The organism is Paractinoplanes ovalisporus (assembly GCF_016834655.1).
Classification (GTDB): Bacteria; Actinomycetota; Actinomycetes; order Mycobacteriales; family Micromonosporaceae; genus Actinoplanes; species Actinoplanes ovalisporus.
On sequence record NZ_JAENHP010000014.1, the window covers coordinates 26,997 to 47,555 of the forward strand.

The 20,559-nt window shown below is 69.9% G+C and carries 13 protein-coding genes and 2 pseudogenes; 7 read left to right on the plus strand and 8 right to left on the minus strand.

All coding sequences use genetic code 11. From position 1 onward, the window contains the following. Window positions 1–448: 448 nt before the first annotated feature. Window positions 449–2,554 carry a glycogen debranching protein GlgX gene (gene glgX, locus JIG36_RS32660; protein ID WP_203380270.1) on the minus strand — a complete coding sequence of 702 codons (2,106 nt, stop codon included), beginning with the start codon at window positions 2,552–2,554 and terminating at the stop codon, window positions 449–451. 210 nt (window positions 2,555–2,764) lie between these two features. Between glgX and JIG36_RS32665 the strand changes: the two genes are divergently transcribed. After that, window positions 2,765–3,544 carry a DUF3472 domain-containing protein gene (locus tag JIG36_RS32665; protein WP_203380271.1) on the plus strand — a complete coding sequence of 260 codons (780 nt, stop codon included), beginning with the start codon at window positions 2,765–2,767 and terminating at the stop codon, window positions 3,542–3,544. A gap of 78 nt (window positions 3,545–3,622) precedes the next feature. Here JIG36_RS32665 and JIG36_RS32670 read toward each other — a convergent pair whose 3' ends face one another. Next, window positions 3,623–4,633, minus strand: a complete 1,011-nt coding sequence (locus JIG36_RS32670; RefSeq protein WP_203380272.1) for an NAD(P)/FAD-dependent oxidoreductase — start codon at window positions 4,631–4,633, stop codon at window positions 3,623–3,625. 67 nt (window positions 4,634–4,700) lie between these two features. Here JIG36_RS32670 and JIG36_RS32675 point away from each other — a divergent pair, with 67 nt between their 5' ends. The 3 genes from JIG36_RS32675 (at window position 4,701) to JIG36_RS32685 (ending at window position 9,018) form a co-directional block, all read left to right on the plus strand. After that, window positions 4,701–5,672, plus strand: coding sequence for an aldo/keto reductase (locus JIG36_RS32675; protein ID WP_203380273.1), 972 nt, complete (start codon window positions 4,701–4,703; stop codon window positions 5,670–5,672). A gap of 253 nt (window positions 5,673–5,925) precedes the next feature. After that, window positions 5,926–6,684, plus strand: a complete 759-nt coding sequence (locus JIG36_RS32680; protein WP_236048642.1) for a hypothetical protein — start codon at window positions 5,926–5,928, stop codon at window positions 6,682–6,684. Window positions 6,685–6,873: 189 nt separating this feature from the next. Then, entirely contained in the window at window positions 6,874–9,018 is a 2,145-nt protein-coding gene (locus JIG36_RS32685; RefSeq protein WP_307873005.1) for a cellulose binding domain-containing protein, read from the plus strand. 63 nt (window positions 9,019–9,081) lie between these two features. Here JIG36_RS32685 and JIG36_RS54330 read toward each other — a convergent pair. From JIG36_RS54330 to JIG36_RS32700, 4 genes and pseudogenes are all read right to left on the minus strand, one after another. Beyond that, window positions 9,082–9,555, minus strand: a pseudogene (locus JIG36_RS54330) (dihydrofolate reductase family protein). Then, window positions 9,555–9,662, minus strand: a pseudogene (locus tag JIG36_RS54335) (ATPase); the annotation flags it as partial. The pseudogenes JIG36_RS54330 and JIG36_RS54335, both read right to left, overlap by 1 nt. Before the next feature lie 6 nt (window positions 9,663–9,668). Continuing rightward, complete coding sequence (locus JIG36_RS32695) at window positions 9,669–10,007, minus strand: DUF952 domain-containing protein (RefSeq protein ID WP_307873006.1); 339 nt, start codon at window positions 10,005–10,007, stop codon at window positions 9,669–9,671. Between the two features lie 302 nt (window positions 10,008–10,309). Continuing rightward, window positions 10,310–14,602, minus strand: a complete 4,293-nt coding sequence (locus JIG36_RS32700; protein WP_203380276.1) for a UvrD-helicase domain-containing protein — start codon at window positions 14,600–14,602, stop codon at window positions 10,310–10,312. 361 nt (window positions 14,603–14,963) lie between these two features. On the opposite strand from JIG36_RS32700, the gene JIG36_RS32705 reads away from it, so the two are divergent. Further along, the gene (locus JIG36_RS32705) at window positions 14,964–16,151 is read left to right on the plus strand and encodes an MFS transporter (RefSeq protein ID WP_203380277.1); all 1,188 of its coding nucleotides are present in this window, start codon (window positions 14,964–14,966) and stop codon (window positions 16,149–16,151) included. 202 nt (window positions 16,152–16,353) lie between these two features. Next, window positions 16,354–16,677 carry an antibiotic biosynthesis monooxygenase family protein gene (locus JIG36_RS32710; protein WP_203380278.1) on the plus strand — a complete coding sequence of 108 codons (324 nt, stop codon included), beginning with the start codon at window positions 16,354–16,356 and terminating at the stop codon, window positions 16,675–16,677. Here the strand turns inward: JIG36_RS32710 and JIG36_RS32715 are convergent. Continuing rightward, window positions 16,638–18,380 (minus strand): CocE/NonD family hydrolase, encoded by a 1,743-nt coding sequence (locus JIG36_RS32715; RefSeq protein WP_203380279.1) that lies wholly within the window; start codon window positions 18,378–18,380, stop codon window positions 16,638–16,640. The genes JIG36_RS32710 and JIG36_RS32715 overlap by 40 nt on opposite strands. Window positions 18,381–18,434: 54 nt before the next feature. Here JIG36_RS32715 and JIG36_RS32720 point away from each other — a divergent pair, with 54 nt between their 5' ends. Next, complete coding sequence (locus JIG36_RS32720) at window positions 18,435–19,064, plus strand: TetR/AcrR family transcriptional regulator (RefSeq protein WP_203380280.1); 630 nt, start codon at window positions 18,435–18,437, stop codon at window positions 19,062–19,064. Here the strand turns inward: JIG36_RS32720 and JIG36_RS32725 are convergent. Beyond that, window positions 19,049–20,518 carry an AAA family ATPase gene (locus tag JIG36_RS32725; protein WP_236048643.1) on the minus strand — a complete coding sequence of 490 codons (1,470 nt, stop codon included), beginning with the start codon at window positions 20,516–20,518 and terminating at the stop codon, window positions 19,049–19,051. The genes JIG36_RS32720 and JIG36_RS32725 overlap by 16 nt on opposite strands. Between the last annotated feature and the right edge of the window lie 41 nt (window positions 20,519–20,559).

Below are 20,559 nucleotides of genomic sequence, written 5' to 3' on the forward strand. Positions count from 1 at the left end.
GGCCGCGCACGCCGCCCAACCGCGCACGCCACCCAGCCACGCACGCCACCCAGCCACGCACGCCACCCAGCCACGCATGTCGCCTAGCCGCGCACGCCGCCCGCAAGGACAGCATCCGCTTGCTCAAAGAGGCGCGACGCCTCAGAACAGCGCTCACGTCCTGAAGCTCGCCACCCAGCAGGCCGGCCTCGCCTCGCCGCGCGCCGAGCTCGCAGCCCAACCGCGCACGCCGACCAACCGCGCACGCCGACCAACCGCGCACGCCGACCGCAAGGGCAGCACCCGCGTGCTCAAGGAGGCGCGACGCCTCAGAACAGTGCTCACGTCTCGAAGCTCGCCACCCAGCGGGCCGGCATGTTCCGCAGCCGGCCGCCCAGCCGTTGGCAACGCCGGCCCGCGGTGCGACGCCGGGTGATGCGGTCGCACAGCGGGCCGGTGGGCCGGGGTGTCAGTACTGGCAGCGCAGCACGAGCATGGCGTGTGGGGGCAGTGGGACACCCTCCTGGGCCTTGATCGTGCCCGCCTTGGCCAGCAACGGGTCGGCGGTGTCGACGGCCACCTCCCAGGCCTGGCCGTAGGCCGGTTCGGGCAACGTGAACTCGACCTCCTCGGGGGTGGGGTTGAACAGCAGCAGGAACGAGTCGTCGACGATGGGCTCGCCCAGGGCGTCGGGTTCGGGGATGCCGTGGCCGTTCAGGAAGACGGCCATGGTTCGGGTCGCGCCGGCCTCCCAGTCGTTTTCCTCCATCGGGGTGCCGTTGTGCCGCAGCCAGGCGATGCCGGGCAGGTTCGAGTCGCCGGCCGGTTCGCCGGTGAAGAAGCGACGGCGGCGGAAGATGGGGTGGTCGGCCCGCAACCGGGTCAGGCTGCTGGTGAACACCGTCAGCACGTCGTGGTGGCGGGCCTCGGACCAGTCGATCCAGGAGATCTCGTTGTCCTGGGCGTAGACGTTGTTGTTGCCGCCCTGGGTGCGGCCCAGCTCGTCGCCGTGGGCGATCATCGGGACGCCCTGCGACAGCAGCAGCGTGGCCAGGAAGTTGCGCTTCTGCCGTTCACGCAGCGCCACGACCTCGGAGTCGTCGGTCGGGCCCTCGACGCCGCAGTTCCAGGAACGGTTGTGGCTGTCGCCGTCGCGGTTGTCCTCGCCGTTGGCGTCGTTGTGTTTCTCGTTGTACGAGACCAGGTCCTCGAGCGTGAAGCCGTCGTGCGCGGTGACGAAGTTGATCGACGCGATCGGGCGGCGGCCGTCGATCTCGTACAGGTCGGAACTGCCCGCGAAGCGGGAGGCGAACTCGCCCAGGCTGGTCGGCTCGCCGCGCCAGAAGTCGCGCACGCTGTCGCGGTAGCGGCCGTTCCACTCGGTCCACAGCGGCGGGAAACCGCCCACCTGGTAGCCGCCGTCGCCGACGTCCCACGGCTCGGCGATCAGTTTGACCTGCGAGACCACCGGGTCCTGGTTGACCAGGTCGAAGAACGCGGCCAGCCGGTCGACCTCGTGGAACTCGCGGGCCAGCGACGCCGCCAGGTCGAACCGGAACCCGTCGACGTGCATCTCGGTCACCCAGTAACGCAACGAGTCCATGATCAGCCGCAGCGACTCGTGGTGACGGACGTTGAGGCTGTTCCCGGTGCCGGTGGTGTCGTAGTAGTACTGCTTGTCGTCGCCGACCAGCCGGTAGTAGGCGGGGTTGTCGATGCCCTTGAACGACAGCGTCGGCCCGAGGTGGTTGCCCTCGGCCGTGTGGTTGTAGACCACGTCCAGGATGACCTCGATGCCCGCCGCGTGCAGGGCCTTGACCATCGACTTGAACTCCTGCACCTGCCCGCCGTGCCCGCCGAACGAGGCGTAGTCGTTGTGCGGGGCGAAGAAGCCGATGGTGTTGTAACCCCAGTAGTTGCTCAGTCCCCGCTCGACGAGCGTGCTGTCGTGCACGAACTGGTGCACCGGCATGAGCTCGACGGCGGTCACCCCGAGATCCTTGAAGTGCTGGATCATCGCGGGGTGGGCGAGGCCGGAGTACGTACCCCGTACGTCCTCGGGAATTCTGGGGTTCTGCGCGGTCATCCCCTTGACGTGGGCCTCGTAGATGACCGTCTGGTGGAACGGGATGTGCAGCGGGCGGTCGTTGGCCCAGTCGAAGTACGGGTTGATGACGACCGACTTCATCGCGTACGGGGCCGAGTCGTCGTCGTTGAACGAGCCGGGATCACCGAACCGGTAGGAGAACAGCGACTCGTTCCACTCGTAGTGACCGTCGATGGCTTTCGCGTACGGGTCGAGCAACAGCTTGCTGGGATTGCAGCGAAGACCGTTCGCCGGATCGTACGGGCCGTGCACGCGGTAGCCGTAGCGCTGACCCGGCACGATCCGGGGCAGGTAGCCGTGCCACACCATCGCCTCACGTTCGGGCAGGTCGATGCGGGTCTCGGTGCCGTCGTCGCCGAACAGGCACAGCTCGACACGCTCGGCCGCCTCCGAGAACAGGGCGAAGTTCACGCCGCCGCCGTCGTAGGTCGCACCCAGCGGATACGGCGAACCCGGCCAGATCTTCATGTGTGACGACTCGTCTCTCTCGCGGATGGGGCCACGCGCGTGTACCCACTTCCCAGCAGAATCACCCCGTACGAGTCGCACGCCACTCTTCCAGGAATGACCCCCCTTTCGAGGTAAGCCACTGCGGCAGATGTACGGCGTGGTGGTTGTGCCGGGGCCGGAGGCTGGACAGGCTGGGCGGACCGGGATGCCACAGCGGGGGAGATCGTCATGAAGAGAGCCGTCATGCGGGTTGTTGTGGTTCTGGTCGCGGCCGTGGTCGGGTTCATCGGCCTGCAGGTGCCGGCCGACGCGGCCGCGCAGCACCAGAACGCCAACCTGTACGCCTATTGGAACTTCCACGGGCGCAGCGGTTTCTGGAACGTGGACCAGCAGGTGCGGGTCTCGCAGAAGGCTCGCGCCAGCTACTGGGCGATGAACTTCGGCTTCACCACCACCCCCGACGAAGGCGGCTATCTGGGGTTGCAGACCGACGGGCAGCGCTTCAACGGCACCAAGGGCGACACCGCGATCTTCTCGTTGTGGAACGCCAACGCCACCCGGGGATCGAACTGCGGCCGGTTCAGCGGTGAGGGCACCGGGCGGAGCTGCCGGATTCCGTACGCGATCAGCACGGGCACCTACTACCGCCTCCGGGTGTGGCGGCTCGCCGCCGACTCCGGTGGGCAGTGGTGGGGAGCGTGGGTCGCCAACCCGGCCACCGGCAAGGACACGCCCATCGGCCAGATCCGGGTGCCGCGGGGAAAAACCCTGCTCACGCCGCCGATGAACTTCAGCGAGTACTTCGGTCCGGCCCGCACTTGTGACACCGTCCCGGCGTCGGCCGCCTACTTCACGCAGCCGGCCGCCAACTCACGCGGCGGGGGCAGCTACCAGTACGGCTCGGTGTTCGCATCCTCCCACCGCGGTTCCTGCACCGGCGGCTCGGTGCGGGTGATCAACGTCGGCTCGACCAAGGCCGCACTGGTCCGCATGGGCGGCCACCGCTGACCGCGCCGACAACAAAACAGCAGGTCAGCGGTCAGCTGGGATGCGCCACAAGACCGAGCGGGCGCCGGCAGGACCCGCTCAGAAACGCGAGAGACGGTACGGCTTCAGGTCGTCCAGCACGGTGGCGTCGACGAGTTCGGTGGCGACCAGGCGGCCCAGCAGCGGGCCGAGCGTCATGCCGCTGTGGGTGACGGTCACGTACGCGTTGTCGAGCCCGGGGAGGCGGTCGGCGATCGGGTGACCGTCGGCCGGCAGCGGCCGGACACACACCCGGTGCCGCGTCGAAGCAGGCGTGAAGCCACGGATCAGTTCCCGGGCGCGGTCGAGCAGCGTGGCCACCCCGTCCGGCGACGTGTCCAGGTCGCCGGCCTCCAACTGCACGCCATTGCGTACGGGGCGCAGGCTCAGCGAAGGAGTGTTCACCACCCGCCGTACGGGAACCGTGCCGTACGCCCGGGTGACCAGGCACGGCGCGGCGGGGCCGGCGTCGAGCGGAACGGTGACGCCGACCGGTTCGAGCAGGGCGGGAGTGCGGGCCCCGGCGCAGGACACGTAGAGGTCGGCCCGCAGCCGGGCGCCGTCGGGCAGGCGGACGGCGGAGACCCGTGACCCCCGTACGTCGAAAGCGACGTCGCCGCCGGTGACCAGCGGCCGCACCGAGGCACGCCGCAGCAGGGCTTCGACGGCCTCGTTCCCGTACACGAAAGCCTCGGACGGAAAGAAGGCCGTCGCCGCGACCGAGAGGGCCGGTTCGAGCTCGGCGGCCCGGGCCGTGGTCAGCTCCTCGACCGGGTAACCCCACTCGCGCAGGCGGTCGAGCCGGTCGCCGGCGCCCGTGGCCAGGCTGCCGGTCGGCGCGTACCACGAGTGGTCGCCCAGCGAGCGCCACTCGGCCATCGCCCGGACGGAGAAGTCGTGGTAGTCGCGGGGCAGTTTCTGGTTGGCGTTGAGCCAGGCCAGGCTGCTGCCGCTGGTGCCGCTGCCCGGTTCCGATGCGTCGATCACCGTCACGGTCGCGCCCCGCCGCACCAGCGCGTCGGCCAGGGCGGCGCCGATGATGCCGGCTCCCACGACGGCGACATGGACCACGACCTATTGCTACCCAGGCCCCACGAGGGCCATGCACCGCCGGATTGATCGGCATAGGTTGGGTGGCATGGAGTACACGCGTCTGGGCAGTTCGGGTCTCAAGGTCAGCCGCATCGCGCTGGGGTGCATGAGCTTCGGGGAACCGGACCGCGGCAGCAATCAGTGGACGCTCGACGACAACGCCGCCGAGCCGATCTTCCGGCAGGCCGTCGAGGAGGGGATCACCTTCTGGGACACGGCCAACACGTACAGCGACGGCACCTCGGAGGAGGTGGTCGGCCGGGCCATCCGCAAGTACGCCGACCGCGACTCGATCGTGCTCGCGAGCAAGGTGTTCTTCCCGATGGGCGACGGGCCGGGCGGCCGCGGGCTGTCCCGCCGGGCGATCCTCGAGCAGATCGACAACACGCTCGCGCGGCTCGGCACCGACTATCTCGACCTCTACCAGATCCACCGGTTCGACCCCGAGACGCCGGTCGAGGAGACCATGGAGGCCCTGCACGACGTGGTCCGGGCCGGCAAGGTCCGCTACCTCGGGGCGTCGTCGATGTGGGCCTGGCAGTTCGCCAAGCTGCAGCACGCGGCCGACCTGGGCGGCTGGACCAGGTTCGTGAGCATGCAGAACCAGTACAGCCTCCTGCAGCGCGAGGAGGAGCGCGAGATGTTCGGCCTGCTCGCCGACCAGGGTGTCGGGTCGCTGCCGTGGAGTCCCCTGGCCAAGGGCCGGCTGGCCCGCCCGTGGGACGACCAGAGCTCGCAGCGGGCCAAGGTCGACCCGCTGCACGCCCGCTACGAGGGCGACGAGAACCGCCCGATCGTCGACGCCGTCCGGGGTGTGGCCGAGGCCCGCGGCGTGCCGATGGCCCAGGTCGCCCTGGCCTGGGTGCTGCACAACCCGGTCGTGGACGCGCCGATCGTCGGCCCGACCAAGTCGCACCACCTGACCGACGCCGTCGCGGCCCTCGACCTCGAACTCACCGACGACGAGGTCAGCCGGCTCGAGGAGCAGTACACGCCACGGCCTCCGTCGGGCTACTGACCGGCTCGGCCGCCAGGATCAGGAACACCGAGGCGGTCCAGGTCATGGTGGTGGGCGTCCAGATCGAGGTGGGATGACGACGGCGCCGCAGACCGCCCGGACGGCGGTGATCGAATTCGGGCGATCTGCGGCGCGTGGCGGGCCTCAACGTTGTGCGGAACCGCGGGTCGCGGGGCGGCTCGATGTCACCCGAATCGGCGATCCGGGGGCGTACGGGGAAGGTTTTCATCGTCTCTGTCCGTCAGACAGCGATGTGGGTCTGTTCGGGGCGCCGCCCGTGCTTGTGGACGCGGTCGGGACGAAGCTGGTCAACAAGGACGTGCGGGCTCGCCGGGATCTGGCCCGGGCACAGCTGGCGATTCTCGGTGAGGTGCGGGGCGACGAGCTGCTGCTGGTGATCGCGGCCGACCGGGGTGGCGTGGTTGTGGTGACCAACGAGCGGATCTTCACCGTACGGCGGGGGAAGGTCGACCGGCGCATCGAGCGGGCCGACGTCCGGGAGACGAAGCTCGGTCACGTGCGGGCCGGCGGGTTCGTGGCGATCATCTCGGGAGCGGGGCTGCGGCTGGGCTTTCCGAGCCTGGACGAGGCGGACCGGTTCGTGCAGGTGGTCGACCTGGCGATGGTCAACTCGCGGGTGGTGACGCGGGACATTCCGGTGCTGATGCCGGCACTGTACGAGGAGATTCTGCGGACCTCGGGGCGGGCGGCCTCGCGCCGGAACGTCTCGGACGTGGCGCACGCGGCGGCCGAGCTGATCGTCGAGCAGGCGCGGAGCTTCTTCGCCGGTACGGGTGACCTCGACGCCGCGGACCGGTTCGCGGCGCGGTTCCTGCACACGGACCGGTTTCGGTTCGCGGGTCATTTCCGCTTCACCGCCCGCTTCCGCGAACGGCTCGCCGATTCCACCGCCGACGACATGATCGACTGGCTGTGGGAGTGGGATCCGCGCTGTCATCAGCCGCTGCGCCGGGCCGTCGGGGTCATGCGGGTCAGCCTCCTCTCTTACTGACGAGCATCATCGACGTTCCTGCCCCGTGGCCGCCGGACGACGCCCCACCAGGAACAACGGTGGCGGTCCGGGCTCTGACTCTGTGGGCGAGGCTGCGGTTGTCGGAGTTGGACGCGTCATTGACGATTGTCACTACGTGAGCCGATGATGGGAGCGCTCCCAATCCCCATCGCCTCTGCGGAGAGTGCTGTGAACAGATCACTCCATCGGCGCACCCTCGCGAGCACCGTCCTGCTCGCGGTGACTGCGGCCGTCATCCCCGCCGCCCTTTCGCCCTCGACAGCGCAGGCCGCCGCGCGGTCCGCGCCCGCCGCGCTTTTCGCGCCCGCCGCCGCCCTCCCCGCGCCGGACAGCGCGCGAGCCGCCGCCCTCCCCGGGCCGAACAGCGCGCGAGCCGCCGCATCCGACACGCGCGTCGACGTGGACGTGCGGGCGGGGCTGGCCACCGTCGGCAGCGGTGCGCTCGGTGTCAACCACGCCATCTGGGACTCCCAGCTCGGCACCCCGGCCGTGGCCGACCTGCTCAAGGACGCCGGCGTGCGGATGCTGCGCTACCCCGGCGGCTCGTACGCCGACATCTACCACTGGCGCGACCACACCGCGCCCGGCGGGTACGTCGCGCCCGACACCGACTTCGACACGTTCATGGCGGGGGCCCGCCGCACCGGGGCCGAGCCGATGATCATCGCGAACTACGGCACGGGTACGGCTCAGGAGGCCGCCGACTGGGTGCGCTACGCCAACATCACCAAGGGGTACGCCGCCCGGTACTGGACGATCGGCAACGAGAACTACGGCAACGGGCACTACGGTTCGGCGTGGGAGGCCGACGATCACGCCGACAAGAGCCCGAAGGAGTATGCCGCGACCGTGGTGGCGTACGCGCAAGCAATGAAAGCCGTTGATCCGACGATCAAGATCGGGGCCGTGCTCACGATGCCGGGCAACTGGCCCGACGCCATCGTCGGCACCGGTGACCAGGGCAGCTGGAACCAGGAGGTGCTGACGCGGGCCGGGTCGGTCATCGACTTCGTCGACGTGCACTGGTATCCCGGTGGCTCGTCGGCCGCGGAGACGCTCACCAAGAGCAGCCAGATCCAGGATGCCGCTTTCCTGCTGCGGCGACAGATCGACTCGTACGCGGGAACGAACGCCGGCCGCATCACGATAAGCATGACCGAGACCAACGTCGACGTGGGCCGCAACACCCAGCCCGGCGCGCTGTTCCTGGCCGACGTCTACAGCGGGCTGCTCGCCCAGGGCGTGTTCACGGTGCACTGGTGGAACGTCCATAACGGCCTCGGTACGGTCTCGACCGTGGCCGGGCAGACCGACTACAACGACTTCGGGTTGCTTTCGAGCGGCAACTGCAACGCCGACAACACGGTCTGCCAGCCGCCGTTGAACACGCCGTTCGCGCCGTACTACGCGCTCAAGCTGATGGGTCAGTTCGCGCGTCCCGGCGACCGGTTCGTCGGCGCCGGAACCGACAACGCGCTGATCGGCTCGCACGCGGTGCGCCGGGCCAACGGCGACCTGGCCGTCCTGCTGATCAACAAGGATCCCGACGCGGCGCGGACGGTCGCGCTGAACTACCACGGGTTCACCCCGGCCGCCGGCGCGCCGACCGTCGCCAGCTTCGTGAACGGCGCCGACGAGATCACCACGTCGACCGCCGGTTCCGCGTTGTCGCTCCCGCCGTACTCGATCTCACTGGTCACGCTGCGCTCGGCGAATCCGGTCGCTGCTCCACCCACGCCCGCGCGTCCCACTGTCACCGCGACCGACCGCACCGCGACCATCTCGTGGCCTTCGGCCGGCGGCGGCCTCAAATACGAGGTGTACAGCCAGAGCAACGGTCTCGCGGCGCAGCTGGGCGAGACCACGTCAACTTCTTTGCCCGTACGCAATCTGGAGCCGGGCAAGCGTTACACGGTGAACGTGGTGGCCCGTGACGGTTCCGGTCGCGCGTCGGCTGCCTCGCCGCCGCTGACATTCGTGACCGGCACGCCGGCCGACGCCCCGTGCACGGTGAAGTTCCGTGACACCAACGACTGGGGCAACGGTTACGTCGGTTCGATCGACATCACGAACAACACGGCGTCGGGGCTCACCGGTTGGACGCTGACCTTCGGCTGGCCCACCACGTGGCAGAGCCTGAACAGCGGGTGGAACGCCACGTGGACGGCCGACGGGCGTACGGTCCGCGTCACCAGCGATGCCGCACTGGCCGCCGGGGGCAGCACGAACGTCGGGTTCGTCGGTAACTACAGCGGCCCGAACGTGCTGCCGGAGGTGTTCACCCTGAACGGCAAGGTCTGCCGGAGCGAGTAGGTCATCAGCGTCCCTGGCGGTTCCCCACTCCGGCGGCTCCCCACTCCGGCGGGGGGAACCCGCTCAACGCTCCCGTACGACGTACGTCAGGTGGGTCACTCGCGGCGACGACTCGGAACGGACCGGCTCCAGCGCGATCCGGGACGCGTCCACCCCCTCGAAGAGGCGGATGCCGTCGCCGAACAGCACCGGGGCGAGCGCGATGTCGAACTCGTCGACCAGACCGGCGTTGACGTACTGCAGGATCGTCCCGGCGCCGCCGGCGATGCGCACATCGCGCTCGCCGGCGGCCTCCCGGGCCCGCTCGAGCGCGGACTCGACGCCGTCGTTGACGAAGTGGAAGGTGGGAGCTTGAGGTTCTCGCGGAAAACCGCAGCGGGAAGACCCACGCTTGTAGCTCCGACCACTTCGTCATCCAGCGCCGGACGACCGGATCGTTGCGCCCTCAGGCGAGAACACGTCGGCGACGCTCACCTCCTCCGGCGCCATGAATCCGTCGAGCGACATCGTGACGCTGAAGAACACCTGGCCGGCCATCAGTCCCGCCTCCCCAGCACGTACGCGGCCAGGTTGTTCAGCGTCTGCTGCCCGCCCTCGACCGCGTGGTACTTCTCGACCGCCTGGTCGCGCAGTTCCTTAGTGGGGATGGCTCATGCCGGCGGCAGGACGGTGTCCACAGCCGACGCTCCGGCAATCTGATACACCGCCGTCACGGCCTCTTTCGGCAATGGCCCGTAGACGTGCGGAAACATGCTTCCTCGGTTGGGTGCCTCTTCCCATCGCAGGCTCTCACCCAACGCGTCAGCCTCGAGGGCCACCACAACGAGCGCCGGCTCCGGTCCGAACACCCGCGCGGCGGTCTCCGCGACTTGCTCCCGGCCCGACAGGTGAATGAAGCCGCTGCTGCGGTCGAACGGCGACCCGTCGAATCGTCCGTCAGCCTCGAACGCAGCCCATTCGGAGGGCAGGAGAATCTTGTAGATCAGCACCAACCCACCGTCGCAGAAGGCCAGCCACCTCAACGAAGCGCCCCCACCAGGCCGCTCCAGGCGACGGCGGCGGCCGCGGTGAAGGAGGCGGGTCTGGGGCGTCGGATCATGCCGATCTGCTCCACCTACGTCCCGAAAGCACCGCCCCACAGCCCGGGACTCGCAGCCCGCCCACGGCGTCGCCCGTCGCGTTACCCATCGCCCACCACGTCTCGTTCAGTGCAGTCGCATAGGCCGACGGGACCGCCACACCGCAACGCCCCCGCCTCACCCGTGTCACGGACACAACGTGGTCGGATGCACTACTCCGCCAGCAACTCGCCGACTCGTTCCACGACGGCCTGCCACTGGGACGGCTGCAGGCTCTCGCGGATCTGCCCGGCCAGCTCAGCGGCCGCGAGCTCGATGATCTGGGCAGAGAGCGTGCCGCCACGGACCCGCGCCGGAGACACAACCGGTGGAGCTTCCCTCAGCGAAGAAGTCGCTGCTCCCTGCGGGGCCGTCATCGGAGACGCTGCGTCCGCATGTGCAGGCGCCGCGACCGATGGATAAGCCGCCGCGACGGGCGGGGTCATCACCGAAGACGCCACGCCGGCATGCGTAGGCGCCGCGACCGGAGGATAAGCCGCTGCGACGGGCGCGGGTGTCATCGAGGAAGCCACGACAGTATGCGTGGTCGCCGCGACCGGTGGAAAAGCCACTGCGACGGGCGGGGCTGCCGACAGCGGTGAAGTCGTGACCACATTGGCAGTCGTCGTCGAGGGCAGGGCCGTATGCAAGTGAGCCGACTCCGCCGTCGAGGGTGCTGCGAGGAACGGTGAAGGTTGCGCCGCGGCGACGGGCGGCGTCAGATCCACCGCGACGGGCCCGGCCTCGGGCAGAGTCGGGCCCTCTGGTGCAGCCACAACGTCGTCTGAGGGAGCCAGCTCAACGAACGCGGGAACTCGGTAGACCCGCGAAGCGGAACCGGCCGCGATCGAGGGCTCGACCCGCTCCCCGGGCGCCGGGGCTGTGGACGCTGCCGGGATGAGAGCAGACGCGGACCACCCTGTAGCGGCAGACGCGGTCTCGCTCGGGCGGCTCTGCTCCACGAACGCGGGCGTAGATGCGGACACGGGCGCGGGCCCGTCCGATGCGGCGCTGTCCACGAACCTGGGCACTCCCGAGACGGGCGAAACCTGCTCGACGAACGCGGGCTGTGCAACGGCCGGCCCAAGGCGTTCCAGCGCCGTCGGTGACGTGGATGTGGGCGAAGCCTGGCTCTCGAATGCGGTCGCAGCCACGCCGCCCGGGCCGGGCCGGTCGGCTGTCGCAGGGACGGCCGTCACCGACTCCGCCTCATGGAGGAACGCAGCCGCTGACACCGCCGAGGAGGCCTGCTCCAGGAGCCCCGGCGTAGGCGCAGAAGCAGGCACGGCCGCACCGGGCTCGGGCTGCCCACGGAACACCGACGCGGACGCGAGCTCTGCCGGCGCAGCTGAAGGAGGCAGCGCTGCGCGTGTCGGCGCGGACGAGGAGAGGTGCGAAGTGGCAGCCAGCTCTGCCTGCTCACCAGGCACCGGTCCGGACTTGGGTGGCGTGGCGCCTGACGATGCTCGCTCGCCGAGCACCGGGGTGGCAACGGCCGTGCTCGGCACGACGTGTTCAGCGGGCACCGGCATGGTCGCGGGTGTCGCGGCATTCGACACGGACTGCTGACCCGGCGCCGATGCGGGGACAACCGAAACCGGCCGTTCCTGCCCATCGAGCATCGACACGGAGACAGCTCCGCCCGGAACGATGTGCTCTGAGTGCGTCGGCTCGGACGCGGGTGAAGCGGCATCTGAGGCGGGTCGCTCACCGTTTCCCGGCGCGGGCATCCCCGACAAGGACTGCTCGCCAAGCACCGATGCGGACGTGTACGAAGGCGCACCCGACTCGAGGTGCTTGCCGAGCACCTGCATGGTCGCGGGCACGGCAGCACCGGAACCGTTCCGCTCCGTAAAGGACGTCGGCGAGGCCGAATGCGACACGACGTGTTCGCCGGGCGCCGGTGAAGCACCAGCCACGCCGAGCTCGTCGAACACCGGCGCGGCGGCACCCGACTCACCCTGCCCATCAAGCAGCGGCACCTCCGGCACGAGCGCAGCCGAACCCGACGCGACGTGGCCACCGCGCGCGGCCCCAGCCAAACTCAATCCGACAGAGTCGCCATGCGCGACCGAACCCGACCCGACAAAGTCGCCATGTGCGGCCGAACCCGACCCGCCAAAGTCACCATGCGCGGTCGAACCCGACCCGACAGAGTCACCACTCGCAGGCACAACCGAACCCGACTCGACCGAGCCGCCATGCGCGGCCGAGCCCGAGTCGACACGGTCGCCGGCCGCGGCCGGACGCGGCGCGACATGATCGCCGGGCGCGGGTGCGTCCTGCGCGGACACGACCACGCCTGAAATGGTCTGCTCCACGCGCACCGGTGCAGCCGGCCCGGCAGCGGCGGAAGCGGGCTGGTCGGTGCGGGCGGCCCGCGGAGCGGGGACAGAAGCGGTGCCGATCGCGGGCGGCAACGTGAGGCTCTGGGTCAGCTCGAAACGGCTGACCGGCTCCAGCTCGAGCGGCCGCGAAGGCGGCCGCGCAGGCGGGTCGGCCGGCGGCAGGACGCCGACCACATGCAGGTAGCGCGTCGTGCGGGTCAGGGCCACGTAAAGCAGCCGGTGACCACGCGCGTCTTCGGCGATGATGTCTTGCGGCTCGACCACCACGGTGGCGTCGAACTCCAGGCCCTTGGCCTCCTGCGGGCTCACCAGGTTGACGCCTTGGCCCAGCTCGTTGCGGGAAGCCGCCCGCCAGGCCACATCGCGCACGGCCAGCTCGGCCTCGACCGCCCAGCGGTGCACGGCGGGGCAGATGATGGCCACGGAACGGCCGTGGGAAGCGTGAGCCATGGCCGCCTCGACCGCCGACGCGGCCCGGCTCTCGTCGTCGACCAGGCGGAACACCGGGTCGGCGGGGCCGTCGCGCACCACCTGCGGGGCCGTGATGGCGGGGGCCGCGAAGGGCAGCAGCTGGGCGGCAATCTCGAAGACCTGGCGGGGCACGCGGTAGCCGTATCGCAGCTCCTCCAGCCGCAACGGAAGCCGGCCCTGCAGGTGTTCGAGCACGTCGTCCCAGTTGTCGCGGGCCCACAGGCCGGTGGACTGGGCGATGTCGCCGACCACGGTCATCGAGCCGGTCGAGGAGCGCACGGCGATCGACCGCAGCTGCATGGGTGAGAGGTCTTGCGCCTCGTCGACCACGATGTGGGCGTACTGCTCCTCGATGCCGTGGATCAGGGCTTCGAGATAGTCGAGCAGCGGCAGGTCGGCCTGGCTCCACGACTCGCCGGTGGCGCGCTCGCTGCGGGGGCGGTGCAGCAGCGCGATGTCGCGGTCGGTCAGCTCGTCGCCCGCCGCCGCGATCAGCCGGCCGCGCGAGTGGTAGAGGTCGCGCAGGACCGCGGCCGCCGAGAACGACGGCCAGATGCGTTCGACGAGCTGGTCGAGGCCCGTACGGACGCCGAGGCGGCGCTCACGGGCGCGCTCGGTCGCCGAGTTGACCATCAGGCTGCGGAAGATCTGCCGCTGCTGGCTGTAGGTGCCCGGGGTCTGCCGGCTGCGGGTGACGTAGAGGTTGATCTCGTCGGCCGTGAACACGACCGGGCGGCCGTCGAGCTGGACCTCGATCGGGCGCTGGTCGGACGGGACGCCGACCCGGTCGTAGAGCGCGCGCCGCAGCAGCCCGGCCATGCGGCCGTCGCCCTTGAGCCGGGCGACCTCGGCTTCTTCGGGGCGTCCGCGCCGGACCGGCGGGTGGAGCTGGCCGATGTCGCGCTGGGCCACGCTGGTGTCGCCGAGGCTGGGCAGCACCGTGCGGGTGTAGCGGGTGAAGGTCGGGGTCGGGCCGACGATCAGCACGTCTTCGGGGTTGAGGGTGCCGCGGTGGTTGAAGAGCAGCCACGACACCCGGTGGAGGGCGACGGCGGTCTTGCCCGTGCCGGGGCCGCCCTGGATGACCAGCAGCTCGTCGAGCGGGGCGCGGATGAGGTCGAACTGGGCGGCCTGGATGGTGCGGACGATGTCTTGCATCTGGCCGGTGCGGTCACGGTTGAGGTCGTCGAGCAGGGCGTCACCCGGCTCCTCGAGCTCGGCCACGGCCTCGGCGAGCTGGCGGAACACCGTGTCGGAGAACGCGTCGACGACGTTGCCGGTGGTGTCGAAGCTGCGCTTGCGGGCGAGGCCGAGCGCGTCGGCGTGGGTGGCGGTGAAATAACGCGCGGCGGCCGGCGCCTGCCAGTTGACGACCAGCACCTCGGAGTCGTCGTCGAAGATCGTGTGGTAGCCGACGTAGAGCACGTCGCCGTCTTCGTCGTCCATGCGCCCGACCGCGACGGCGTCGTCGGGCTCGCCGATGCGTTTCAGCCGGGCCTCGGCGTCTCGGCGCAGGTGGACGGCGGCGCCCGCGTTGGCCGCGGCCCCGGGGGCGTCGAGCAGGCCCCGGCGCATCCGCTCGCGGTGGTCGGCCACGCGGTCGAAGTATTTCTGCTCGGCCGCCAGGACCTCCGCCACGGACTCCACGACACATCCCCCTTTGCTCACGCCGCTTCCACGATGCGTGACGGTCACTTGCGCAAACATCGGGCGTTCGCATGATCAACAACTGACCGTGTCGCAAGCAAAGCAGAGGGGTACGACAAAAACTCAGGGCAGTGAGACGGTTCCGTCCTCGAGCCTGCCCACCGAGATCGTCACCGGCGCGTCGTTTGCGGCCGAGCCGATCCCCGGTGCATCGTGTGTCGATGCCCGGCCCGCTTCCCTTGTCGGCACCTCAGCTGCCGACACTCCGCCTGCGGGCACCACACCTGCGGGCGGCCCCCACGCGGGCACCTCATTCGCGGGCGGCCAGCACGCGCGCACCTCGTTCGCGGGCGGCCCGTTGATGACGACCCGCTTGGCGACGCCGGCGGCGCAGCGTGGCCTGATCGCCGCCGTACAGGTGCTCGGTCTGGCCGTCTGGTTCTCGGCGTCCGCCGTGGTGCCGGCGCTGCGCGAGTCGTGGGGCATCAGCGCCACCGCCGCGGTCTGGCTGACCGCTTCCGTCCAGCTCGGCTTCGTGGCCGGAGCGGTCACCTCGACCGCGCTGAACCTGGCCGACCGCCTCCGGGCGCACCTGCTGATGGCGACATGCGCCGCCCTGGCCGCCGCCTGCACCGCCGTCTTCGCGCTGGCCGTCGACAGCCTGACGACCGCGATCCCGCTGCGCTTCCTCACCGGCGTGTTCCTGGCCGGCGTCTATCCGGTCGGCATGAAGCTGACCGCCTCGTGGGCGCCCCCGGCCCGCCGCGGGCTCGCCTTCGGCGTCATGATCGGCGCCCTGACCCTCGGCTCGGCCCTGCCCCACCTGATCCGGGGCCTCAGCGAGCTGCCGTGGCGGGGCGTGATGGGCGCCGCCGCCGGATGCGCCGTCCTCGGTGCTCTCGTGGCGCTCACCCTCGTACGGGAGGGACCGCAGTTCGCCTCCGGCACACCGGCGCGACCCCATCCCCGCTACGCCCTGACGATGTTCCGTGAACGCGGCCCCCGCCTGGTGAACCTCGGCTATTTCGGCCACATGTGGGAGCTGTACGCCCTGTGGACATGGCTGCCCAGCTTCCTGATCGCCGGCCGCTCCGGAACCGACGTCAGCCTGGTCGCCTTCGTGTCCATCGGCATCGCCGGCGTGGCCGGTTGCCTGCTCGGTGGCTGGGCCGCGGACCGCTACGGCCGTTCCCCGGCGGCGGTCGCCGCCCTCGTGGTCAGCGGCGCCTGCTGCCTCGTCTCTCCCCTGTTCTTCTCCGCGCCCCTCGTGGCCGTGGTCGCTCTGGCCGTGGTCTGGGGCGCCGCTGTGATCGCCGACTCCGGCGTCTTCTCCACCTCGCTCAGCGAGGTCGCCGACAAGCGCTACGTCGGCACCGCGCTCACCGCCCAGACGGCCATCGGTTTCGCGCTGACTGTGGTCACTATCCAGTTGGTTCCCGTGCTGGCGGGTGCGGTCGGCTGGCGGTGGGCTTTCTGGTTGCTCGTGCCGGGCCCGCTGGTCGGCGCCCTGGCGATGCGGGAGTTCGGTCGTCTGCGGGCACCAGCGTAGGCCTTTTCCCACGGCCGGCCGGGTTATCCACATTCTTCGGTTGTCCACAGGGGCCCCCGCGAAGATCGGCCCACTTTGAAAGAATGAGAAGTGGGTGGGGGAACCCCCGGTGGGCGGGCCCATGTAACGACCCCATACGGCGGTCTTGTGTAACGGACCCATACAGCGGGCCCCGGCAACGGATCTACGTGAGGAGGCAAACATGATCGCGAGGATGTGGCGGGGCTGGGTGGTTACCGAGCGCGCTGCCGAATACGTGGCCTACATCAACGACACCGGCATGACCGAATACCGAGCCACCCCCGGCAACCTCGACGCCCAGATGTGGACCCGCGACCTCGGCGACGGCCGCACCGAAGTGGTCACCCTCAGCTGGTGGGAAAGCCTCGACGCGATCAAGGGTTTCGCGGGCGACGACATCAGCCAGGCGGTGTTCTACGCCTCCGACGACGAGTTCCTCGTCGGCCGCGAAACCACGGTGTCACACTACGAAGTCATGGGAAACAAAGGCGCCACCGGCAACTGAAGGTACGAAGCACGCTCGCCGCCGGTGTGGATGACGTGCACCCCGCTGTTGGCCGGCGTGTAGTCGGCCAGCCCCGGCATCATCGGGCCGAGCAACGGACGCCCGCTGACGACGAAGCGCAACTGCTCGCCGGGGTGGAACGCCAACCCGACCGGCAGCAGCTCGACATCAACCGTCACCACCTCGCCCGGTGACAGCTTCTCGACCCGGTCGAAGCTGTGGACGGGCACCTCGTCGGTCGACTGCGTCGGGGACAGGTGGCGCAACGAGACCCGCAGCCGCCCGTCCGGCCCCTTGTAGCGCAGGATCGAGGCGCCGCGCTCGGTGAGGTCCTGGGCCAGGGCACCCTGGTTGTGAGCGGTGAACTGCTGCAACGGCGTCCCGTACGCATCCAGCTTCTGCACCAGCACGAACAGATCCATGTCGTCGGAGCCCCGCGCCTCCACCCACAGCCGGGCGCGGGGATAGCCGACCAGCACGGTCTCCTCCTCGAACCGCGTCACGAACGACACCACGTCGGGGTTCGAGCCGACCACGTACGCCGCCGTCGACTCCTCCGACGGCGAAGAGAGCAGCGAACGCGTACGGCCGTCGAGGTAGTACCGGGTCGAGACGGTGCCGGGCGGCGGGAACGACTCCGCGGGTACGCCGACCCGGTCGCCGCCTCGCAGGTCGAGCACCGAGTAGCGGACCCGGGGCGTCTGTTCCCAGCCGTTCTGCTCGTCCTTGAGGTAGCGGTCGAAGAACCGGCGCAGGTCGTCCCGGTTGGCTTCGTCGTAGTAGTCCGGCCATTCCTGACCGTTGTGGATGCGCAGCCACTTGTCCTGGCTCGCGATCCGGCGCCAGGCCCGGAACGTGCCGGCCGTGTGCAGTGTGTTCGAGTAGCTGGCCACCACGTACGCGGGAACGGTGATCCGGTCGAAGTCGGGGATCTTCTGTTCCCACAGCTCGTCCATCAGCGGGTGCTGCCCGGCCTCGGCGAGGATGTCCTCCTTCTGCTGCCGGCCCCAGAAGCTGTGGTCGCGCAGCAGCTGAGCGAACGCGGTGTCCGGCATGCCGCCGCGCATCACCAGGTCGCGGTAGACGTCGCTGACGCCCTCCCACGGGTTGATCGCGGCCAGGTGCGGGGGCTGTTCGGCGGCGGTGAACCACTGGGCGACGGCCAGGTACGAGGTGCCGCTCATCCCCACCTTGCCGGTGCACCACTCCTGACCGGCCAGCCACTCGATCAGGTCGTGGCAGTCGCGGCCCTCCTGCCGGTCCCAGAGCACGCTGTCGCCCTCCGACTCGGCCACCCCGCGGATGTCGGGGTTGCAGATCGCGTAGCCCTGGGCGCACCAGTAGGCGGGGTCGGGTCCTTCGAACTTCTCCAGCCCCGACACGACGCTGTTGTCGAGCCCGACCAGCGCAAACACGCCCTTGACGCTGGCCGAGGTGCCTTGACCTTTCCCGTACGGGCTCCACGCGACGACGACCGGCACGGGCTCGTCACCGGCGGGGCGGAACAGGTCGACATGGATCGTGACCCCGTCCCGCAGGGTCACCGGCACGTCCCGCTCGAACACGATGTCGACCGGGATCGGGCGGAAGGGCGGCGCGACCTGAAAGCCCGCGGGCAGGGTCCGGGTGCCCGGCTCGTACCCGCTCAGAACTCCGTAGCGGTCACCTGGCTCCAACGGCTTCGACGGCATGAAGATTTTCATGGCGCTAATATCAACACGTGTTGAGATTTTCGACAAGGGGGTAGGTTGCATGTCATGCCGGCACCGAAACGCGGCCGTAGGCCGGGCCAGAACGAGACCCGACAAGCCGTGCTCGAGGCGGCCCGGGCCCGGTTCGCGACCGACGGGTTCACGGCCACGACGATCCGCCGGATCGCGGCCGACGCCGGGGTCGACGCGGCCCTGGTGATGCAGTTCTACAAGTCGAAGGACGAGCTGTTCGGCGCCGTCATGTCGGTGCCACCGGAAGCGCTCGACCGCATGACCGAGGCCTGGAAGGGCCCGGCCGACGGGATCGGGGAGCGGGTCGCCCAGGCGTTCCTGGAGGTCTGGGAACGCGATCCGCGGACCTCGGCGCCGCTGCTGGCCATGCTGCGCGGCACCATCGCCCGCGACCAGGCCGCCGGCCACATGCGCGACTTCATCGAGGCCCGCCTGATGAGGGGCGCCGCGGCCCACTTACGCGACGACCACGACACCCGCCTGCGGATCGGCGTCGCCGCCGCGATGCTCGTGGGCATCATCGTCGCGCGGTGCGTAGTCCAGGTGCCGACGGTCGCAGACGAGAGCCTGGAGACCATCGCCGCGACGGCCGGCGCGGCGCTGCAGGAACTGCTGACACCCACCGAACAGAGCAGCGGGACTGGTCGTCAGCCCGCCTCGTAGAGGCGCTCGAGATTGACCAGCTGGATGTCCGGGTCGGTCTGTGCCTCCGCCCGCAGGTCGTTGCTGAAGCCCTTGCCGCTGAAAAGCAGCAGCCGGCACCGGCCGGCCGCAACGCCGTCGCGGCCCCGCAGCAGCGCCTGGATGTGCGTCAGCCGCTGCAGATGGCTGAGACCGACGGTCTCGTTCCACTTGGCTTCGCCGATCGCCAGCAGTTCCTCGCGGCCCTGCTCGTCGCGTCCGAAGGCGGCCACGTCCACCTCATGCTGGGTGCGGGCGGCCGAATCGTTCACCACGCCGGCGGCCACCCTCGAGGGATAGCCACCAAGCAGGTCCGGGTCCGCCTCCCAGCGGGTCCAGCTCCGGCACACCGATTCGAAGTGCGGGCCGACAACCTTGCTGAGGAACGAGCGCTGAAGGCGAGGCCAGACCTGCCGGGCGCGCCCGGCGCGCTCGAGGTCACCCCAGGCCGGACGCATGACGGCGTGATAGAAGTTGAGCAGCGGCTCGGCGGTCCGGTAGACCCCTTTGTTGCTGCGGAACGCGTCCTCCTCGCGCACGACGAGACCTAAGTCCTCGAGCACGCCGAGCGGATGGGCCAGGTCGCTCGGCTGCCGGCCGAGGAAGGTGGCGATCTCCCCACGACGGGTCCGCCCGTCGGCGATCGCGGCCAGCACCGAGTGATAAAGGGCGGGATCGCGGACGTCGGGCTCCTCGGCGAGCAGATAGCGGGCCTCGCGGAACAGCGGCCGAGCGGGGTTGAGCACGGCACGGATCACCCAGTCGTCGAAATCGGCGGGCCCCGCCGGGGTGTCGTCTTGAGTGAACTCGTGCCGGTAGGCGGGAGTGCCACCCACGATCGAGTTGACGAGCAGTGCGGTCCGCGGGTCGGTGATGTCCCAGAACCGAGCGGCGCTGCGGTAGTCCAGCGTCCGGACGACGAGTTCCAGCCCGGCCCTCCCCCGCAACGGTGCGGTCCCGGAAAGAAGGCCGCCCATGAACGACAGCGCGGAGCCACAGAGCAGCAGCCGGACCTGGGTGTTCGAGCGCTGCCCGGCCGGATCGAGCGCGCGTTGGATGATGGACGGCAGGGCGGGGCTGACCCTGGCCAGGAAGGGAAACTCGTCGATCACTACCGGCAGGGGGCCGGCCGGCGCGAGGGTCATCGTCCGGGTGATCGCCTCGTCCCAGTTGGCGAAGCGAAGCGGTGTCGGTTCCTGGAGGTAGGACCCGAGCGCATCCCCGAACTGACGCAGGGCATCGGCCTCGGACGCCTCGGTGGCGGTGAACATAAAACCGCCCGCTGCCCGCACGAGCGCGTCCAAGAGGAACGTCTTTCCCTGGCGCCGGCGGCCCGAGACGACGCCGAGTGTGGCTCCGCCGCGCTGTATCCCTGCAAAACGGACGAGCTCGTCCCACTCGGCGTCGCGGTCGAAGATCTCAGAGGGTTTCTGCACGTGCGATCCCCTATATAAGCGTAGTCACTATAACTATACCT

Coding starts and splice junctions, on each gene's coding strand:
- glgX (WP_203380270.1), bottom strand. CDS start 2,554: ATGAAGATCTGGCCGGGTTCGCCGTATCCGCTGGGTGCGACCTACGAC.
- JIG36_RS32665 (WP_203380271.1), top strand. CDS start 2,765: ATGAAGAGAGCCGTCATGCGGGTTGTTGTGGTTCTGGTCGCGGCCGTG.
- JIG36_RS32675 (WP_203380273.1), top strand. CDS start 4,701: ATGGAGTACACGCGTCTGGGCAGTTCGGGTCTCAAGGTCAGCCGCATC.
- JIG36_RS32705 (WP_203380277.1), top strand. CDS start 14,964: ATGACGACCCGCTTGGCGACGCCGGCGGCGCAGCGTGGCCTGATCGCC.
- JIG36_RS32710 (WP_203380278.1), top strand. CDS start 16,354: ATGATCGCGAGGATGTGGCGGGGCTGGGTGGTTACCGAGCGCGCTGCC.
- JIG36_RS32715 (WP_203380279.1), bottom strand. CDS start 18,380: ATGAAAATCTTCATGCCGTCGAAGCCGTTGGAGCCAGGTGACCGCTAC.
- JIG36_RS32720 (WP_203380280.1), top strand. CDS start 18,435: ATGCCGGCACCGAAACGCGGCCGTAGGCCGGGCCAGAACGAGACCCGA.